This is a genomic window from Arthrobacter sp. SDTb3-6, assembly GCF_013376095.1.
Lineage (GTDB): Bacteria > Actinomycetota > Actinomycetes > Actinomycetales > Micrococcaceae > Specibacter.
On sequence record NZ_JAAMFN010000019.1, the window covers coordinates 14,914 to 28,704 of the forward strand.

The following is a 13,791-nucleotide window of genomic DNA, read 5'->3' on the forward strand; positions in this document are numbered from 1 at the left end:
GAAGGGGCTATTGGCCGTAGACATTCTGGTAGCGGTGGTGCAGGGCCGCGATGAGCCCCGCGTCAATGGGCAGGGGCTCGCCGAGCTGGCGCGAGACGTGCACGGTCTTGGCGACCTCCTCGCACATGGCAGCGGCCTTGACCGCGGCGCGGGCATCGACGCCGATGGTGAACGGGCCGTGGTTTTTCATCAGCACGGCGGGCGATTTCGACCCCCGCAGCGTCTCGACAATCCCCCGGCCGATGGAATCGTCCCCGATCAGCGCAAACGGACCCACGGGGATGTCGCCGCCAAATTCATCGCCCATCATGGTCAGCACGCACGGAACCGCCTCCCCACGGGCCGCCCACGCCGTGGCATAGGTGGAGTGTGTGTGCACCACCCCGCCCACCTCCGGCATGTGCCGGTAGACGTAGGCGTGCGCCGCCGTGTCCGACGACGGGGCGAGCGTGGGGTTGCCCCAGTCCCCTGCCACGGGGGTCCCGAAAAGGTCGGTGACGACCATGGATTCCGGGGTCAGCTCCGTATAGGCCAGGCCCGAAGGCTTGATGACCATCAGCTCCTCCCCCGGAACCCGGGCGGAGACGTTCCCGGCCGTCCACACCACCAGGCCGTAGCGCACCAGCTCGGCATGCATGGCGCAGACTTCGGCCCGGACGGCGGCCACTGTTTGACTGCGTGGGCTCATGCCGGCACCGCCGCTCCAGTGGCTGCCGCCGGGGCCGCGGCACCCGGGCCGGAAACCCGGCGCTGGATGGCCTTGAGGCGGTGCATGACACGGTTGGTGCCGCGGCCAAAGTAGTCGTGCAAGGCGGTGTATTCGGTAAACAGCCCGTCATAGGCAGCCACGTTTTCGGCGATCGGCTGGTAAACGTCGGCCGGCGTGGCACCCATGGCGTCGGCTGCCGACTGGACATCGGGGTAGGCCCCCGCCGCGACGGCGGCGTGGATGGCCGATCCCAGCGCCGGCGCCTGGGTTGATCCGATGGTCTGCACCGGCAGGCCGGTCACGTCCGCGTAGATCTGCATCAAAAGCCGGTTTTTGGGCAGTCCGCCCGCGGCAACAAACCCGGTCACGGGCACGCCCGAGGCGTTGAACGCCTCGATGATGGTGCGGGTGCCGAAGGCCGTGGCCTCCAGCAGGGCACGGTACGTGTCCTCCGGCTTGGTGGCCAGCGTCTGGCCCACGACCAGCCCCGACAGTTCGTGGTCCACCAGCACGGAGCGGTTGCCGCTGTGCCAGTCCAGGGCGATCAGCCCGTGCTGGCCGATTGCCTGTTCTGCGGCCAATTCCGTGAGGTGCTCGTGCAGGCCCAGGCCGCGCGCCGCGGCGTCGTCGTGGTACCGTGGCGGCACGCCGTTGTTCACAAACCAGCCGAAGATGTCGCCGACGCCGGACTGGCCGGCCTCATAGCCCCACAGTCCGTCGAGGATGCCGCCGTCGACGGCGCCGCACATGCCCGGGACCTCACGCAGGCCGGCGCCGTTCATGACGTGGCACGTGGAGGTGCCCATGATGGCCGTCATCACACCGGGGGCCACTGCGCGGGCCGCCGGGGCGGTCACGTGGGCGTCCACGTTGCCCACGGCCACGGCGATGCCTTCGGGCAGCCCGGTCCAGGCAGCGGCTTCGGCACTGAGTGTGCCCGCGGCCTCGCCGAGGCGGCCGATCCGGTGCTCCACCTTCTCGGCCACAAAGCCGGCAAAGGCGGGGTTGAGGGCGGCCAGGAAGTCCGCGGACGGGTACTGCCCGTCCTGGTACATGCCCTTGTACCCGGCGGTGCAGGCATTGCGGACATAGCGGCCGGTCAGCTGCCAGACGATCCAGTCCGCCGCTTCCACCCAGTGGTCCATGGCCGCATAGAGCTCGGGGTCCTCCTCGAGCAGCTGCAGGCCCTTGGCGAACTCCCACTCGGAGGAAACCAGCCCCCCGTAACGCGCCAGCCAGCCTTCGCCGCGCCCTGCGGCCAGCCGGTTGATCCGGTCCGCCTGCGGCTGGGCGGCGTGGTGGCGCCACAGCTTCACATAGGCGTGAGGGCGGTCCGCATAGGCGGGGACTTCATTCAACGGCGTGCCGTCGGCCAGCGTGGGGACCATGGTGCAGGCCGTGAAGTCCGTGCCGATCCCGACGACGTCGGCCGGGTCGATCCCGGCGTCGCGGAGTGCGGCGGGTACTGCATGCCGGAGCACCTGCCGGTAGTCGTCCGGAACCTGCAGTGCCCAGTCGATGCCCAGCGGGACACGGGAGCCGGGGAGCGCGTCCGCCAGCACGGCATGCGGGTAGTCAAAGGTCCCGCTGCCGACCTCGGCGCCGTCGTGGACGCGGACCACCACGACACGGCCGGACAGGGTTCCGAAATCGACGCCCACCACGTAGTGTGCGGGCGGGAGTGGAACGTTGGTCATGGCTGCCTCTCGGAACGATTGCAGGGGTTTGGGACGGTCTTCATTGTGAGCGCTAACAATTGATCGTGTCAACCGCCGCTCCACCGCCGCGTGCCGCTTCGTCCGCCACTTGACATCCACGGCATGTGAGGGATTACACTTTAGCCCACGTGTTAGCGCTCACAATCGGAACGGTTGGCTGCCACGGCCCATTTTGGGATTCTTCCCCGGACTCCCCGGCGACCACGGGGCCCGGGACCCCGACCCCATACGACAAGAAGGAACCACCCATGAAATTCAAGAGCTTGATTGTGGGGGCCGTGGCCCTGGGCCTGGCACTCGGTGCCACCGGCTGTGGAACACGCGGCGGCGATGCCGCGGCGGGCGCCGGAACGGCGGACAACAGCGGGGCCCTGATCGGCATCGCGATGCCCACCAAGACCTCCGAACGCTGGATCAAGGACGGCGACGCCATCAAGGCATCGCTGGAGAAGCTTGGCTACAAGACCGACCTTGAGTACGGCGACGACAAGATCCCCCAGCAGGTCCAGCAGGTGAGCAACATGATCACCAAGGGCGCGAAGGTCCTCATCATTGCCTCGATCGACGGCACGGCCCTGAGCGACCAGCTCGACAACGCCGCCAAGGCCGGCATCAAGGTCATTGCGTACGACCGGCTGATCAACGGCAACAAGAACGTTGACTACTACACCACCTTCGACAACGAGAAGGTCGGCGTCGAGCAGGCCACCTCGCTGCTGACGGGCCTGGGCATCCTGGACAAGGCAGGGAAGGAAACCGGCAGGAAGGGCCCGTTCAACATTGAACTCTTCGCCGGGAGCCCGGATGACAACAATGCCACCTTCTTCTACAACGGCGCCATGAAGACGCTGAAGAAGTACATCGACAACGGCACCCTGGTGGTCAAGAGCGGCCAGACCGGCTTCACGCAGATCGCGACCCTGCGCTGGGACCCGGCCACGGCCCAGAAGCGCATGCAGAACCTGATCGCGAGCACGTATTCTTCCGGGGCCAAGGTTGACGGCATCCTCTCCCCGTATGACGGCCTGTCCATCGGCATCATCTCCGCACTGCAGTCCGCCGGCTATGCGAGCAACGCCCTGCCCATCATCACCGGCCAGGACGCCGAGGCCGCGTCGGTGAAGTCCATCATTGCCGGCCAGCAGTACTCCACGATCTACAAGGACACCCGCAAGCTCGGCGACCAGGCCGTGGCCATGGCGGACGACCTGCTCAAGGGCAAGACCCCGGAGGTCAACGACACCACCAGCTACAACAACAAGGTCAAGGTTGTCCCGACCTTCCTGCTCCAGCCCGTGGTCGTCACCAAGGACAACTACAGCAAGGAGCTTGTTGACAGCGGCTACTACACGGCCGCAGACCTCAAGTAGGCGGCCGGCGTGACATCGACGATCCTTGACATGCGCACCATCACCAAGACGTTCCCTGGGGTCAAGGCCCTGCAGGACGTTTCCCTGGAGGTCCAGCGCGGCCAGGTCCACGCCATCTGCGGTGAGAACGGCGCAGGAAAGTCAACCCTCATGAAGGTGCTCTCCGGCGTCTACCCCTCCGGCAGCTTTGACGGCGACATCTACTTTGAGGACAAGCTGTGCGAGTTCAAGGACATCAAGTCCTCCGAGGCCGCCGGCATTGTCATCATCCACCAGGAGCTGGCCCTCAGCCCCTACCTGTCCATCGCCGAGAACATCTTTCTGGGCAATGAGATCTCCACCAGGGGGTTCGTGGACTGGAACAAGACCAACCTGGAGGCGTCCAAACTGCTGGCCAGGGTGGGGCTCAACGACCATCCCACCACCAAGGTCGCGGATCTGGGGGTCGGCAAACAACAGCTCGTGGAGATCGCCAAGGCGCTCTCCAAGCAGGTCAAGCTGCTGATCCTGGACGAACCCACCGCCGCCTTGAACGACGGTGATTCCGCCAACCTGCTCAACCTCATCAAGCACTTCCAGCAGCAGGGCATCACCTCCATCATGATCAGCCACAAGCTCAACGAGATCAAGGCCGTGGCGGACAAGGTGACCATCATCCGGGACGGCCGGACCATCGAGACCCTGGACATGCACGCCGACGACATTTCCGAGGAGCGCATCATCAAGGGCATGGTGGGCCGCGACCTGGACAACCGGTATCCGGAGCACACGCCCAGGATCGGCGCCGAACTGCTGCGGGTTGAGGACTGGACCGTTCACCACCCCGTGGACCAGTCGCGGCAGGTGGTCAAGGGCGTCAGCCTCGCCGTCCATGCCGGGGAAATCGTGGGCATCGCCGGCTTGATGGGCGCCGGCCGGACGGAGCTGGCCATGAGCATCTTCGGGCACAGCTACGGCGCCAAGATCAGCGGCCGCGTCTACAAGGAGGGCGTTGAAATCCAGACCAACTCCGTGGCCGCCGCCATCAGGCACGGCATCGCCTACGCCACGGAGGACCGCAAGCGCTACGGGCTGAACCTGCTGGACAACATCATGCGCAACGTTTCCGGCGCCGCCCTGCAAAAACTCTCGCGCTGGGGCTGGGTGGACGGCAACCGGGAGCGCCTGGTGGCGGACGGTTTCCGCAAGAGCATGAACATCAAGGCCCCCAACGTGGCTGCCGTCACGGGCAAGCTTTCCGGCGGAAACCAGCAAAAGGTGGTGCTTTCGAAGTGGATGTTCGCCGACCCGGACGTCCTGATCCTCGATGAGCCCACGCGCGGCATCGACGTCGGCGCCAAGTACGAGATTTACACCATCATCAACAAGCTCGCCGACGAAGGCAAAGGCATCGTCGTCATTTCCTCAGAACTGCCCGAACTGCTGGGCATCTGCGACCGGATCTACACGCTGGCGGAGGGCCGCATCACGGCCGACGTCCCGCGAGAGTCCGCCACCGCCGAGCATCTCATGCAGTTCATGACCCAAGCAAAGGACCAGGACGCAGAATGACTGCACTTAGCTCCGCCCTGCAGTACCTGACGGGCCAGCTCCGCCAGATCGGGCTCTTCATCGCCCTGATTGTGATCATCATCTTCTTCCAGATCACCACCAACGGCATCACGCTCGCGCCCATCAACGTCTCAAACCTGATCGTGCAAAACAGCTACATCCTGATCCTGGCCGTCGGCATGGTCATGGTCATCATTGCCGGGCACATCGACCTTTCCGTCGGATCCGTCGTCGCGTTTGTCGGTGCCATGGCCGGGGTGATGATCACCCAATGGCACATGCCCTGGTGGCTGGCCATCATCGCCTGCCTGATCCTTGGCGCCGTGGTGGGCATGTGGCAGGGCTTTTGGATTGCCTACTTCGGCATCCCGTCCTTCATTGTCACCCTGGCCGGCATGCTCACGTTCCGCGGCCTGACCCAGATAGCCCTGCAGAACCAGCAAATTTCGCCTTTCCCGGACGAATTCCGTGCGCTGGGCAGCGGCTTTCTTCCCGACCTGGGCGGCGGCGCGTCACTCCTGGAGCCCCTGACAGTCATCATCGGCGTCCTGGCGACGGCCGCCATGGTCTACGCGGACATCAGGGGCCGTGCCAGCCGCAGGAAGCACTTCCTGGAGGACGAGCCGTTCCCATGGTTCCTGCTCAAGCTGGTCTTCACCTCGGCCCTGGTCCTGCTCATCACCTACTTGCTGGCCAGCTACCGCGGCACGCCCATTGTCCTCATTGTCATGGGTGTGCTGATGGTGGGCTATTCCGCCGTCATGGCCAACTCTGTCTGGGGCCGGCATATCTATGCGATCGGCGGCAACGCCCACGCCGCCGAGCTCTCCGGCGTGAACACCAGGCGCGTTTCCTTCACCTTGTTCATCAACATGGGCGTGCTCTCCGCCCTGGCCGGGCTGGTGTTCACGGCCCAGCTGAACCTGGCCAACCCCAAGGCGGGCGACGGCTTTGAACTGGACGCCATCGCGGCCGTCTTCATCGGCGGCGCGGCAGTCACCGGCGGCATCGGCACCGTGGTCGGCGCCATCATCGGCGGCCTGATCATCGGCATCCTGAACAATGGCATGTCCATCCTGGGCGTCGGGACCGAATACCAGCAGCTGATCAAGGGCCTGGTGCTGCTGGCTGCAGTGGCCTTTGACGTATTCAACAAGCGGCGGGCCAAGGCCGCCACCAAGTAGGCACACGGATGCGGCCCCGCCCTTGAGGCGGGGCCGCATTGGCGTTTAAGGTCGACGCCGGGCCCTCACCCAGGGTGGGCGGCCCCGCCATAAGCGCGGGGGGCAGTGGAGTCGCGCACCACAAGGACGGGCGCCACCACCTCGGTGCGGGCGCCTTCACCGTCGACAATTCGCGCCAGCAAGGCGTCGATGCAGCGCCTGCCAAGTTCTTCGAACCCCTGGCGGACCGTGGTCAGGGGCGGAACCAGGTAGGCGCCCTCGGGCAGGTCGTCGAAACCCACCACGGACACGTCCCCCGGAACGCGGACCCCGGCTTCAGCCAGGGCCCTCAGCAGGCCCAGGGCCATTTGGTCGTTCCCCGCAAACACGGCCGTGACGGTGCGGTCCTTGGCCAGTTCGAGGCCGGCGCTGTACCCGGATGCGGCCGTCCAGTCGCCGGCCATGAGGGGCCCGTCGGGCAGTCCGGCGGCGCTGAGCACACCGTGCCAGCCCGCCACGCGGGCGATGGAGTCGATCCAGCCGTCCGGCCCCGCCAGATGAGCGATCCTGCTGTGCCCGAGGTCCACGAGGTGCTGCACAGCGCTTCGGGCGCCCGCCTCCTGGTCCACCATGGCGCCGCTGCAGCCGTTCATGCCGGCCGCGCCGATGGCCACCACCGGGACGCCGAGATCCAGTTCGTGGAGCGTTTCGAGGATGCCGGCGTGCGGGACCTGAACCACGAGCCCGTCCACGCCCTGGTCAAGGAAGCGGGCCAGGGCATCCGCAATGGTGGCCGGGGTGACTTCACGGATGCCGGCGATGCTGACATAATAGCCGGCATCCCGCGCCGCCTGCTGGACGGCCAGAAGGGTGTTGGAGGGGCCGTATTCGCTCATTTCGCTGGCCAGCAGGCCAATGGTCTGGGACCGGCGGGTCACCAGCGACCGTGCCGCCGTGTTCCGTCGGTAGCCAAGTTCTGCGATGGCCCGGTTGACCTTCTCACGGGTTTTTTCGCTGACATTCGGGCTTTGGTTGAGAACGCGGGAGACAGTCTGGTGGGAGACGCCGGCACGCTCGGCCACGTCCTCCATGACGGGCGCGCGCCGCCGGCCGCTGGACGTGGGCTGCATGTTTTTAGCCTACCCGTCCGGCCGGGCGGCCGGGCTGCACGAGGGCAGCGGCGTCTTCCCGCTCGTCATAGTCGTCCCTGGCCGCCAGCATGGCGGACACATTGTGCTCGGCCCACTCCCGCAGGACGGCGAGCGGGCCGAGCAGGGTTCGGCCCAGCGCCGTCAGTTCATAGTCCACGCGCGGCGGCACCTGGGCGAAGACGGTGCGCGTGAGCAGTCCGTCCCGTTCCAGCGAACGGAGCACCTGCGTGAGCACCTTCGGCGTCACCACCTGCACGCGCTGGCGCAGTTCCGAGAACCGCAACGGGCCGTCGGCGAGCACCTGGATGACCAGCGAGGCCCATTTGTCGCCAATCCGTGCAAAAACCATGCGCGACGGACAGGCCGGGTCCAAGACATTGCCGACGAAGGCGTCCTGTTTGGTATCCACGGGGTAACCCAGTTTCGTTGAAGACAGCAGTTTCTTTTGAATACTATTGTTTCATCAGTCCACGCCGGACACCAACAGCGTTTCCCGAAGGAGCACTCCATGAAGATTGCAATATTTGGCGCCACCGGAATGGTTGGCTCGCAGATCGCCGCGGAGGCAGTGCGGCGCGGCCACGAAGTCACGGCCATCTCCCGCTCGGGCGGCCCCGTGCCCGGGGTCCCCTCCGCCACCCCCCTCGCCGCAGACCAGGCCGACGCCGGGGCTGTCGCCGCCGTCGCGAAGACGAACGACGCCGTGGTCCTCGCCACCGGCCCGAGCCGCACGGGCGCCGACCACCAGCTGTGGCTCGACGCAACGGCCACGGCCATGGCCAATGTGGGCAGCACGCGCACCATGGTGGTGGGCGGGGCCGGGACCCTGCTGATGGACGGCAAGCGCCTGCTGGACCTGCCTGATTTCCCCGAGGCCTACCGGGCCGAGGCCCTGACGGCCGCCACGGCACTGGAGGCAATCAAGGCCCTGCCGGAAGACGTCAACTGGACCGTCATGGCCCCGGCACCGGAGATCGCACCGGGCGAGCGGACCGGCAGCTATGTCGTGGGCGCCGACTCGCCGGCGGGCGGGACCATCTCCACGCAGGACTTCGCCCTTGCCATGCTGGACGAGCTTGAGACGCCCAAACACGTCCGCCAGCGTTTCACCGCCGCCAACTGACCCGGCGGCTCACCGCGGCGACAAGTCCGGGGCGGGCAGCGAAAAACTGTGCCGGAGTGCTGAGCGCGCGGCCAGCCAGCCCGCCATGCCATGCACGGCGGGCCCGGGGGCCGTGGACGCGGACGCCAGATACACACCCGGTGCCGGGGTCCTCCAGGGCTCGGGCGCCACAACCGGCCTGCGCAGCAGCTGGGCCATCGTGACGGCACCGGAGCTGATGTCCCCGCCAATGCAATTGGGGTTGTATGCCTCAAGGTCCGCGGCCGTGGTTGTGTGGACAGCCAGCACCAGGTCGCGGAAGCCGGGGGCAAACCGCTCCAGCTGGGCCGTGACGGCCTCGGCACGCCCCAGCGTGGAACCGGCGGGCACGTGCGTGTAGGCCCACAGCGTGCGCGCTCCCGCCGGCGCCCTGGTGGGGTCCACCGTTCCGGGCTGGGCCACCAGCACGTAGGGGCGGTCCGGATGGCCGCCGGCGAGGACCTGGTTTTCCGCCCGGGCCATCTCCGCGCGCGTGCCGCCCAGGTGGACCGTCGGTGCACCGGCCAAGGCGGCATTGCTCCACGGGACGGGTCCGGACAAGGCAAAGTCCACCTTGCACACGCCTGGCCCGTAGCGGAAGGATTCCAGTTTACGTATATATCGGATGGGCAATTCATCGGCCGCCAACGATGCCAGGGACCGGGGCGTGAGGTTGCAGATGACCGCCCTGGCCCCTGTTTCGGCGCGAAGGGCCGCAAGGTCCGCCACCGGCCTGTCCACCGCCACGTGCCCGCCGTGCGCCCTGAGATCGGCAACGAGTGCGTCGGCAATGGCCTGCGAACCGCCCCGGGGCACGGGCCAGCCGCCGGCGTGCCCCAGCGCGGCAAGCACCAGCCCGGCACCGGCACCGGCCAGGCTGGGAAGCCGGCCGATCGCGTGGGCGGCAGCCCCTGTCAGCAGGGCCGGTGCCACCTCTTCACGAAACCGCATCCGCCAGGCCCGCGTCCCCTGTTCCAGGGTGGCGAGTGCCAGGCGCATGGCGGCCGGAGGGTCCCGGGGAACCCTGACCAGCCCGTGCAGGCTGACGTCAATGACGCCGTCGAGCCTTTGCACCAGGGGTTCCATGAGCCGGCGCCAGGCAGGTCCGTCCGCACCCAGGGAGGCCACGGTGCGCTCCAGGTCCCGGTAGGCCAGCCCCGCGCGTCCGCCGTCGAGCGGGTGGCCGTAGGAGATCTCCGGCACCAGCAGTTCTATGCGGCGCTCCAGCCCAAAGGCCCGGAAGAACGGGGAGGCCAGTGCCATGGGGTGGACTGCGGAGCAGACGTCATGGCTGAAGCCGGGCAGCGTCAGTTCGGCCGTGCGCGCCCCCCCGCCCCAGGTGTGGGCGGCCTCGAAGACCGTCACGGAGAGCCCCGCGCGCGCCATCGTGACGGCGGCGGCCAGGCCGTTGGGGCCCGAACCCACCACAGCTACGTCAACCACGGGCAGGCTCCTTCGGCGGCGGGTCGGGGAGGGCCGCGTCCAGGAGGATCCCGCCTTGCGGGTCGTCGACGCCGCCGCGGCGGACCACATCATGCCGCGGGTGCCACATGTCCCGGACCAGCAGCCCCGCCACCACGCAGTTCGCCGCCCCGGCCAGCGCCGCGGCAAGCACAAAGTACGGCATGTCGATGGCATGCTGGTCGCTGATCCCGCCCAGGACCTTGCCTTGGAAGAGCAGCAGGGCAATGAAGTGGCAGACGGCTGCGGCCTGCCACAGAAGCACCGGCCGCCAGCGGGGCAGCGCGAGCGCCAGCAGCGGCAGCAGCCACACCGCGTGCCACGGCTCGGTGAACTTGTCCACCACCAGGAACCCCGCAACGGCGGCGGCGGCCAGCTGGGACACCCTGGGGCGCCGCGGGGCGTAGAGTCCCACCGCCGCGACCGCCAGGACCAGCAGCGCCACGAGGACGGCCGCCAGCACGTTGACGGCGTCGTCCCCCAGGGGCGGCAGCCCCATGCGGGCGGCGATCAGGTTCCAGCCGCCATAAAGTGACGACGGCGAGGCGGGGCCGGTCAGCGCCGAGGCCGTGTAGGCGCCCCACCCGGACGGGTCGGACACCATGACGGGGGCCAGGACCAGCAGCCAGCCCACGGCGCCCGCGGCGAGGGTCTCCAGCAGCGCGGTGGCCTGGCGGTTGCGCACCCCCAGCACCACCAGGGCGAGCAGGACCAGGATGGCGTAGGGCGCTGCCATGGCGGCCAGGCCCACGACAAAGCCGGCCCAGACGGACCGCCGCCGTGCAAACAGGTAGAGGCCCAGTCCCACGAGGGCGGCAGCCCAAAAGTCCCAGCTCACGTACGCCGCCAGCCACAGCAGCGGGCTGGCAGCGATGACCGCGGCGTCCCAGGGGCGCCGCCCGGCCGTGCGGGCGGCCACCACCACCGTAAAAATCCAGACGGCGGCAATGAGCGCAGCGTTGATGTCAAAGAAGGCAAGTGGCCGGGCCGCCCCGGCCACGCCGCCGGTCAGCCAGGCGGTGGCGCCGGCGATGAAGGCCGTCAGCGGCGGCTGGTCGAAGGTGGTGCCGGGCGTGAAAAAGGGAAAGAGGTGCGCCAGGCCGTGGGACCCCAGGGAATTCGGGAACTCGGACCAGCACACGGTGGAATATTGGTCCGGCGTGGTCCAGCCGGCCTGGCGGCAGTGCCCCTTGGACACGACCGCAAGCAGGGCTGAAACGGCGGCCATCAGGACCAGGACGCGTTCGACCGTAAAGAATCCCGGGTTGGTGCGCCCCGGCGCGGTGCGCCGGCCCAGCGGCCCGCCGACCACTTCGGTCATGGAGCGCAGGAGCGGGTCGCTGCGGGAGGGAACAACTGTGCCGTGCCGGCGCTGGCGCCCCGGCGCCTGGGAATCCGCCATGGCATGAGCCTACCGGCTGGCGGGAGCCGAGCGGTGACAATGAAACAGCCCGCGCCGGCTGGCCGGGCTACCGGATGTTGAAGAGGTCCATGCGCAGGATTTCACGTTGCTGCCGGTCCCGCATGGCGTTGAACTTCTGCTGGTCCACGGGCGTAAAAAAGACCCGTTTGAGGGCTGAGAACTGCGGCCTTGGATTCACCTTTGGTCACCTCCTTCCCAAATACGGTCGTAGAACGGATAAAACTATTTGTGGCGCGACAAATAAAGCCATTATTTTCCTTCGCGAAAAACGGCAATATGAGAGCACAAAAAGGCGCGAATGGTTTTGTGCGTCAATACCGGACAATGTCCGGCGGTGGCCACGGCCCGAGCCAGGAAAACACGCGGCCATGGGCCGCTTTCCCGGGTGGGGTGACCGGTCTCGGGTGGCCCCCGCAGGCCGACCCGGATGCGTGCGAAACCTCGTGAAAGGTTACGACGCCTTGCCGGCGTGCCCGGTGGAGGCCAGATGACCGCCTAAAATTTCAGACTTGATCGTTGTAAACATGATGGACTCCTTTCCTCGTGCACGCGGACATTCCGAGGGAACTCATCGGAACTAGTTTATAACTTACCTCATGCTGCGGGGAATTGACCAGTCCGCCGCAAGTATTATTTGAATAAATTTATTGGCGGCTGCATATCCGGCCCGCAACAACTGCAGGGGAAGACCGTTTATGCGGCGCCACAGGCGCCGCGGGGGTCCCCGGCGGCCCGCGACACGCGCGATGTGTTCCATAACATTTTTGTTACGTTCCAGCCGCGCGGGCCGGCGGCGAGGCCCGTGGTTCGGCGGATTTTGCCCCGTCCGGCATCCCTTGGATGTTACCGGCCGGTACGCGTTGGGGGCCGGTGCCGCCTGCCGGCCAAGCACCCGCCTGTGATCCACGGTACATTGGCAGCGTGAAGGCGTCAGGGAAACGTCCTGGAGTTGTCCTCACTGGAACTGCAATCCATTCGGGGCACTCCGGCCGCCAACCCTGGCCAATGCAGCCGACAAGTACTAAGGATGATTCTTTGCGACTGCATCCACCCACGCCGCAGATGGCCCGTCGTCTTGGCGCGACGGCCCTGGCCACACGTAGTGAAGCCGCCGCATGACCGGCTTCATTGTCAAGCGCTTCATCAACTATGCGATTCTTTCCGCAATCGCCACCATGAGCGCCTACGTCCTGGCAAGCATCATCCTCAACCCGGCGGGACGCTACCTGGGGCGCAACCCCCGCCCGTCGGATGCAACCATCAACTCGATCCTTGACGGCCTGGGCGTCAACCCCCACACGCCCGTCATTGAGCGGTTGTGGACCTGGCTGGTCAACCTGGTCACACACGGTTCCCTCGGTGACACCGTCCACAACACCTCGGTGGTCAGTGAAATGGCCGCACGCGCCGGCACCAGCCTGCGGCTGCTGATCCTGGGCACCATCATCGCGGCGCTCGTGGGTGTCGTGGTCGGTGTGTGGGGCGCAGTGCGCCAGTACAAGTTCAGCGACCAGGCCATCTCCTACGTGTCGTTCACCATCCTGGCGACGCCGTCGTTCGTGCTGGGCATCCTGCTGATGATCCTGGCCACGATGCTCAACACCGCCACCGGCATGCAGCTGGTCAGTTTCACCGGCGAATATACACCCGGGCTGGACGGCGGCTGGTGGGCCCACGTCTGGGACCGGGCGGCGCACCTGCTGCTGCCCACCATCTCCCTGGCCCTCATGGGCGCGGCCGGCTACTCGCGGTACCAGCGCAGCGCCATGCTGGACGTCCTGTCCGCTGACTACATCCGTACGGCCCGCTCCAAGGGCCGCACCCGCGGTTCCGCACTGATCCGGCACGGCGTGCGCGTGGCCCTGATTCCCATGTCCACCTACTTTGCCTACTCCTTTGCCACCGTCCTGGCCGGAGCGGCCGTGACCGAACTCGTGTTCAGCTGGCACGGCATGGGCGAGATGCTGGTCCAGGCAATCAGCGAAAGTGACATCAACGCCTTTACCGGCGCCATCTTGTTCAATGCCATCCTGGTGCTGATCGCCGGAACCCTCTCCGATGTGGTGTACGCCGCCCTTGACCCGAGGGTGCGGGTATAAACATG

General features: G+C 67.0%; 12 protein-coding genes. 5 read left to right on the top strand and 7 right to left on the bottom strand.

The genetic code is table 11. The annotated features are described in order from the left end of the window. Positions 1–7: 7 nt before the first annotated feature. Entirely contained in the window at positions 8–688 is a 681-nt protein-coding gene (locus tag G6035_RS10745; RefSeq protein ID WP_176617090.1) for an L-ribulose-5-phosphate 4-epimerase, read from the bottom strand. Continuing rightward, complete coding sequence (araB, locus tag G6035_RS10750) at positions 685–2,406, bottom strand: ribulokinase (protein ID WP_176617091.1); 1,722 nt, start codon at positions 2,404–2,406, stop codon at positions 685–687. Before araB ends, G6035_RS10745 begins: the two co-directional genes overlap by 4 nt. Before the next feature lie 269 nt (positions 2,407–2,675). Here araB and chvE point away from each other — a divergent pair, with 269 nt between their 5' ends. The 3 genes from chvE to mmsB are packed head-to-tail and all read left to right on the top strand — an operon-like array spanning position 2,676 to position 6,532. After that, on the top strand, positions 2,676–3,797 hold the full coding sequence (gene chvE, locus G6035_RS10755) for a multiple monosaccharide ABC transporter substrate-binding protein (protein WP_176617092.1): 1,122 nt from the start codon (positions 2,676–2,678) through the stop codon (positions 3,795–3,797). 30 nt (positions 3,798–3,827) lie between these two features. Then, positions 3,828–5,348, top strand: a complete 1,521-nt coding sequence (mmsA, locus tag G6035_RS10760) for a multiple monosaccharide ABC transporter ATP-binding protein (protein ID WP_218063120.1) — start codon at positions 3,828–3,830, stop codon at positions 5,346–5,348. After that, positions 5,345–6,532, top strand: coding sequence for a multiple monosaccharide ABC transporter permease (gene mmsB, locus G6035_RS10765; protein WP_176617094.1), 1,188 nt, complete (start codon positions 5,345–5,347; stop codon positions 6,530–6,532). The genes mmsA and mmsB overlap by 4 nt, the downstream gene beginning before the upstream one ends. 65 nt (positions 6,533–6,597) lie before the next feature. Here mmsB and G6035_RS10770 read toward each other — a convergent pair whose 3' ends face one another. Continuing rightward, a complete protein-coding gene (locus G6035_RS10770) occupies positions 6,598–7,641 on the bottom strand; it encodes a LacI family DNA-binding transcriptional regulator (RefSeq protein WP_256127903.1) in 1,044 nt (347 codons plus the stop codon). 4 nt (positions 7,642–7,645) lie between these two features. Further along, positions 7,646–8,071 carry a helix-turn-helix domain-containing protein gene (locus tag G6035_RS10775; protein WP_256882982.1) on the bottom strand — a complete coding sequence of 142 codons (426 nt, stop codon included), beginning with the start codon at positions 8,069–8,071 and terminating at the stop codon, positions 7,646–7,648. A 99-nt stretch (positions 8,072–8,170) separates the two neighbouring features. On the opposite strand from G6035_RS10775, the gene G6035_RS10780 reads away from it, so the two are divergent. Further along, the gene (locus G6035_RS10780; protein ID WP_176617095.1) at positions 8,171–8,785 is read left to right on the top strand and encodes an NAD(P)-dependent oxidoreductase; all 615 of its coding nucleotides are present in this window, start codon (positions 8,171–8,173) and stop codon (positions 8,783–8,785) included. Positions 8,786–8,794: 9 nt separating this feature from the next. On the opposite strand, the gene G6035_RS10785 is transcribed toward G6035_RS10780, so the two are convergent. The 3 genes from G6035_RS10785 to G6035_RS20135 form a co-directional block, all read right to left on the bottom strand. Continuing rightward, entirely contained in the window at positions 8,795–10,246 is a 1,452-nt protein-coding gene (locus tag G6035_RS10785; RefSeq protein WP_371130971.1) for a phytoene desaturase family protein, read from the bottom strand. Beyond that, positions 10,239–11,666: a glycosyltransferase 87 family protein gene (locus G6035_RS10790; protein WP_176617096.1), complete on the bottom strand. Its 1,428-nt coding sequence runs from the start codon at positions 11,664–11,666 to the stop codon at positions 10,239–10,241. Before G6035_RS10790 ends, G6035_RS10785 begins: the two co-directional genes overlap by 8 nt. A 67-nt stretch (positions 11,667–11,733) precedes the next feature. Beyond that, complete coding sequence (locus G6035_RS20135) at positions 11,734–11,865, bottom strand: hypothetical protein (RefSeq protein WP_256127904.1); 132 nt, start codon at positions 11,863–11,865, stop codon at positions 11,734–11,736. 937 nt (positions 11,866–12,802) lie between these two features. On the opposite strand from G6035_RS20135, the gene G6035_RS10795 reads away from it, so the two are divergent. Beyond that, on the top strand, positions 12,803–13,786 hold the full coding sequence (locus G6035_RS10795; protein ID WP_176617097.1) for an ABC transporter permease: 984 nt from the start codon (positions 12,803–12,805) through the stop codon (positions 13,784–13,786). Positions 13,787–13,791 lie beyond the last annotated feature (5 nt).

Coding starts and splice junctions, on each gene's coding strand:
- chvE (WP_176617092.1), top strand. CDS start 2,676: ATGAAATTCAAGAGCTTGATTGTGGGGGCCGTGGCCCTGGGCCTGGCA.
- G6035_RS10745 (WP_176617090.1), bottom strand. CDS start 688: ATGAGCCCACGCAGTCAAACAGTGGCCGCCGTCCGGGCCGAAGTCTGC.
- G6035_RS10780 (WP_176617095.1), top strand. CDS start 8,171: ATGAAGATTGCAATATTTGGCGCCACCGGAATGGTTGGCTCGCAGATC.
- mmsB (WP_176617094.1), top strand. CDS start 5,345: ATGACTGCACTTAGCTCCGCCCTGCAGTACCTGACGGGCCAGCTCCGC.
- G6035_RS10790 (WP_176617096.1), bottom strand. CDS start 11,666: ATGGCGGATTCCCAGGCGCCGGGGCGCCAGCGCCGGCACGGCACAGTT.
- araB (WP_176617091.1), bottom strand. CDS start 2,406: ATGACCAACGTTCCACTCCCGCCCGCACACTACGTGGTGGGCGTCGAT.
- G6035_RS10770 (WP_256127903.1), bottom strand. CDS start 7,641: ATGCAGCCCACGTCCAGCGGCCGGCGGCGCGCGCCCGTCATGGAGGAC.
- G6035_RS10795 (WP_176617097.1), top strand. CDS start 12,803: ATGACCGGCTTCATTGTCAAGCGCTTCATCAACTATGCGATTCTTTCC.
- mmsA (WP_218063120.1), top strand. CDS start 3,828: ATGCGCACCATCACCAAGACGTTCCCTGGGGTCAAGGCCCTGCAGGAC.